General features: G+C 41.8%; 7 protein-coding genes. 4 read left to right on the top strand and 3 right to left on the bottom strand.

Going from position 1 to position 4,492, the window contains the following annotated elements:
- Positions 1-586 (top strand): TIM-barrel domain-containing protein (locus tag ACH2DQ_RS17065; protein WP_395027552.1); only part of this gene is annotated, 586 nt, incomplete at its 5' end.
- Between the two features lie 143 nt (positions 587-729).
- Positions 730-1,521 (top strand): nitroreductase family protein, encoded by a 792-nt coding sequence (locus ACH2DQ_RS17060; RefSeq protein WP_394914424.1) that lies wholly within the window; start codon positions 730-732, stop codon positions 1,519-1,521.
- 63 nt (positions 1,522-1,584) lie between these two features.
- Here the strand turns inward: ACH2DQ_RS17060 and ACH2DQ_RS17055 are convergent, their stop codons facing one another.
- Complete coding sequence (locus ACH2DQ_RS17055; RefSeq protein WP_394914520.1) at positions 1,585-1,656, bottom strand: DUF6783 domain-containing protein; 72 nt, start codon at positions 1,654-1,656, stop codon at positions 1,585-1,587.
- A gap of 114 nt (positions 1,657-1,770) precedes the next feature.
- On the opposite strand from ACH2DQ_RS17055, the gene ACH2DQ_RS17050 reads away from it, so the two are divergent.
- A complete protein-coding gene (locus ACH2DQ_RS17050; protein WP_394914425.1) occupies positions 1,771-1,980 on the top strand; it encodes a hypothetical protein in 210 nt (69 codons plus the stop codon).
- 119 nt (positions 1,981-2,099) lie between these two features.
- On the opposite strand, the gene ACH2DQ_RS17045 is transcribed toward ACH2DQ_RS17050, so the two are convergent.
- Together ACH2DQ_RS17045 and ACH2DQ_RS17040 are read right to left on the bottom strand one after the other, a co-directional pair.
- A complete protein-coding gene (locus ACH2DQ_RS17045; protein ID WP_395027550.1) occupies positions 2,100-2,300 on the bottom strand; it encodes a hypothetical protein in 201 nt (66 codons plus the stop codon).
- Between the two features lie 184 nt (positions 2,301-2,484).
- Positions 2,485-3,105, bottom strand: coding sequence for a Crp/Fnr family transcriptional regulator (locus tag ACH2DQ_RS17040; RefSeq protein WP_394914426.1), 621 nt, complete (start codon positions 3,103-3,105; stop codon positions 2,485-2,487).
- A 171-nt stretch (positions 3,106-3,276) separates the two neighbouring features.
- On the opposite strand from ACH2DQ_RS17040, the gene ACH2DQ_RS17035 reads away from it, so the two are divergent.
- A complete protein-coding gene (locus ACH2DQ_RS17035; RefSeq protein ID WP_394914427.1) occupies positions 3,277-4,020 on the top strand; it encodes a Nif3-like dinuclear metal center hexameric protein in 744 nt (247 codons plus the stop codon).
- Positions 4,021-4,492: the final 472 nt, after the last annotated feature.

Below are 4,492 nucleotides of genomic sequence, written 5' to 3'. Positions count from 1 at the left end.
GGCAGGAATACCCTGGTGGACTACGGATATTGGTGGTTTCCATGGAGGCAATCCGGATGATCCTGCATTCCGGGAACTGTTGATCCGCTGGTTCCAATATGGAACCTTTTGCCCGGTAATGCGTCTGCATGGATATCGGGAACCGCTGAAAGAGCCTATGGGATTGGAAGGCGGCGCTGCCTGTGTATCCGGTGCGGATAATGAAGTGTGGTCATTTGGAGAAGAAGCTTATGAAATCTGCCGGAAATATTTAAACCTGCGGGAACAAATGAAGCCGTATATTACCCGGATGATGGAAATGGCACACGAAAAAGGAACGCCGCCCATGCGCCCGCTGTTTTATGATTTTCCGGAAGATACAGCTTGCTGGGAAACCGAAAATGAATACCTGTTTGGAGATGAACTTTTAATCGCTCCTGTTTTATATGAAAAGCAAAGACAGCGGGAAGTTTATCTCCCCAAAGGAACTGATTGGATGGATATTCGGACGAAGGAGAGATATGAGGGCGGACAGACGATCCTGGCAGAGGCTCCATTAGAAACGATACCGGTATTTTGCAGAGGGGGATTTACAGTTTTAGAATAATTATTTGGGGACAGCTTACCTTTATGCTTTTTTCTTCCGGACTTTAATGTTATACTTAGTGTGCAATGTAGTACCTGTCCAGCCGGAAACTTTTGATACTGGCTGGACACGCTCTAGAAGAACAGACGCGGTTAGGAGGAAATATGGTAGTATTTGATCAAGATTTATGTACCGGATGTGAGGCGTGTATCAAGGACTGTCCGGGCAGTGCAATCAAATTGGAAGATGGTAAGGCGCAGTCCTGCCGGGCATGTATCCAGTGTGGGCATTGTGTGGCGGTCTGCCCTGTAAAAGCGGTAAGCATTCCGGAATATGAAATGAATGAGGTAGAGGAATATGTAGAAGCTGATTTCAAAGTCTGTCCGGATCAATATCTCCGTGCAGTAAAATTTCGCCGGAGTATCCGCAGCTTTAAAGAGAAGAATCTGGAAAAAGAAAAACTGGAACACATTTTGGATGCAGGACGTTATACAGCAACTGCAAAAAATATGCAGGCGTGTACTTTTGTGCTGGTACAGGAGCAGATGGAAGAATTCCGGCAATTGCTATGGAAAGAGATACCAGGGGTATTGGAAATCCTGAAAGAAACGGCTCCTGATTATGAAAAAGCATTCCGAAGTTTTTATAAAAAATGGCTTCGTAATCCAAAGGATGATACCTTTTTATTCAATGCACCTGCATTTCTGGTGATTGCCTCCGAAAATCCTCTGGATGGAGGGCTGGCGGCAGCAAACATTGAGAACATGGCTGTGGCGGAAGGAGCAGGAGCGCTGTACAGCGGTTATATGATGCGAGTTCTGGGAACGAGCCCGGCATTGCAGGAATGGCTGGGCATTGGAGAAAAAAAGGTGTCCTGCTGCATGCTGCTGGGATATCCAAACGTGAAATACCGCAGAACTGCGCCAAGGCGGAAAGCAGATATTATCTGGAGATAACTGCCGTATAGTTATAATTTATTTCAAAATTTTACCTGATTAATTTTACCTGAGATACAAAAACTATCTAGAGCGTGTTTGAAAATTTATTCCTGCCATATGCACGCCCCACTTAGCGGCATATTTGCCCCGAATTCAGGTTACGTAGTACGCTTGTCGCCCTTCATCCGGGACAAATCTCCCACAAAGTGTGACGCACAGCTGCCAGAAAGCAATTTTCAAACACGCTCTAGGATAGGAGGTATGATCATGGCAAAAGCAGGTATGAGAAGGCCAAGTCCTTATGACCCCAAGAATCACGGCACAGAGAATCATGAACGGATGCATCACCCGAAAAATGAACAGGCACAGGTCCCTGAAATCCAGGGAGCTGCGAAAACCGGCAATGCAAAAGCGGGTCCTGTCAATGCGCCAAACTGGGCAAGAGATGACTATAAGGCGGGAAGTAAGCACGAATAAGCATGAATAGGTAGAGAACTGTATAATCAAGAGATCAGTATTAAGAGCGGGAAAGATGAATCCCGCTCTTTTTTTTGGTTCCAAAGTTCTGGTTCCAGAGTTTTGAAGTGACGAACTTGTTATTGCCCGAAAAAGGTGGAAAAGTAGGCAATGGTAAGAATGATCATGCCTAAGACGGACAACATGCGGTTATAGAGTATATAAGTTTTTGAAGGCTCAGTTTTTTTGCCTGCAAACTTCCAAAACTTAAAATACCATAGACCTCTGGGATAAATAATATTCAATGCCAATAGTAAGATAGCGATGAAATATGCAATCATATAATACCTCCCCGGCAGTTTTGACTGCCTCTTTTACTTGTTTATAAGCTACCTGCACCAACTTTTAAAGTACTTATTAAAAAAAATTTGTCAAATACGAAAGATTCGTTTTTGAGATTAGAATATTAAAAAAATAAGATTTATTTAGAGCTTGCATAGAACTTATTTAGATTCCACGATAGCGCTATGGCAGATATTCCAATACACCTGTCTCATTTAAAACTCGAATCTGTTTATTTTCATAACAGAACAATCCGTCTTTTGTGCAATTTGCGATAGCCCGGTTTACGCTTCTGACGGGAGCACTTACTTCTAAAGATATTTGTTTCTTTGTGAGCAGGTGCAGCCGATTGCGGTGGTAATGGACAGCAACGCATCTCAAAACTCTTTTACGCACATTCATGAGTGATAATTCCTCGATTAACAGGCTGTTTCCCACAAGCTTTTCTGCAATGATAGAAATTAATACCGATACTGCTTCAAAATCATTTCTCAGCCATTCTATGAAATCCGTTTTATGAAGAATATCTATGGTACATGCCGTTATGGCGGTAATGCTTACGGGTTTCAATTCATCATAGAAGGGCTCAATTTCTCCAAATACACTGTTGGGTCTGTATATGTATACGGTGGCTGCGGTACCGTCTGCATTCTGAATAAATGCTTCCGCTTCACCTTGTATTAAAAAGAAAACAAAGAAATTATCATGACCGGAAAGCAGGATAGGGCTGCCGGCAGAATATTGTTTTCTCACTAATTTTTCTTTTATTGCAGGAGGTATAATCATACGTAAATCTTTGTTCATTAAAATTTCTCCTTCATTTGGGTCAAATGACCTTATTATTTATCATACTTTGGGGTTATTCTATTGTCAAGCTAAAACAACAGCCGGCAGCGTTATAGTAGGTTGGTTAATAATCGGAAGGGTAATGATTGGAAGCTGCATTATGTTACTTTTCATAAAAGGAGGAATTTCATGGAATACAGGGAGTTAAGGACAAAAATATGGAATATGTTTGATTCCGATAAATTGGAGGCTCTGCCGCAGGAGTGGGGAATTTATAATGAATTTGACCGGGAGATCAGCAGGATTGGGTATGCAACCAATCTGACGCCTGAAATAATCGAGAGAGCAAAAAAGCTGGAGGCTGATTTTATACTGACCCATCATGATTCCTGGGAATTTATCTTTGGAATGAAGAAGGAATGTAATGCGTTGCTGGAGGCATATCATATGACTCATGCATTTTTTCATGCACCGCTGGATGATGCAGATTTTGGAACAAGCGCATCCTTAGCTAAGGCGCTGGGAATCAATAAAACGAAAAAAGAGCTGCCTTATGCCGGGCTATATTATGGAGGCCGTATGGGAGAATTGGACAGGGAGGTTTCCTTTGAATCGTTCGCTGACAGATTGTCGGAGATTTTAGAAGAGCCGGTACGGCAGTATCAGAATCACAATGGGGTCAAAAAAATATGTGTAGCTGCAGGCGGCGGAAATCTTACAACAGAAATGAAAATTGCGGCAGAAAGAGGATGTGATACTTATGTTACAGGAGAGTATTCGCTGTACTCCGCTCAATATGCGCGTTTTGCAGGTATGAACCTGCTGGTTGGGAGTCATACAAATACGGAGATTTTTGGAGTACAGGCAATGGCTGAAAAAGTAGTAGAGGATACAACGGTAGACGTAAAACGAATATGGGAATGTAATGATTGATAAAACCTTCCCGTTTTTATAAACGCTGATTCACAATATCAGAAGAAATATGGGCTTTTAAGCAGAGTTCATATTTCCTGGTATTGTGGGTTGGCGTTTTTTTGATGCATTTCTCGGTGAATGCCCGCGTGCCGCCAAAAAGCGCTTCGGGAAGGTTAGAAAATGCCAGTTCTGCGTTAAGCCTTCCAAACACCTCTCCTGGTCCGCCCCCTTCTCTTTCCGTACACTACCTACATTTCACAAAGCGTCCTTCCTCAGCTAAACCCCAATTTAAAATCTCAATATCGTTATATAATTGGAAAATATAATTGTTGTATTTATCTCAAATGCTCATTATAATCATAGTATAAAAGAAGTCTGGACAAAGGTCAACAGAAAATATATGAAATGAATAGAAGGGATGAAACAGTGATGAAATTAGAAAATGTATCTTCATTATTAGAAAGTAAAACTTCAAAAGTCTTATTAAAAG

The sequence above is a fragment of the Robinsoniella sp. genome (assembly GCF_034124845.1).
This window is presented reverse-complemented; position numbering and strand designations above follow the sequence as displayed.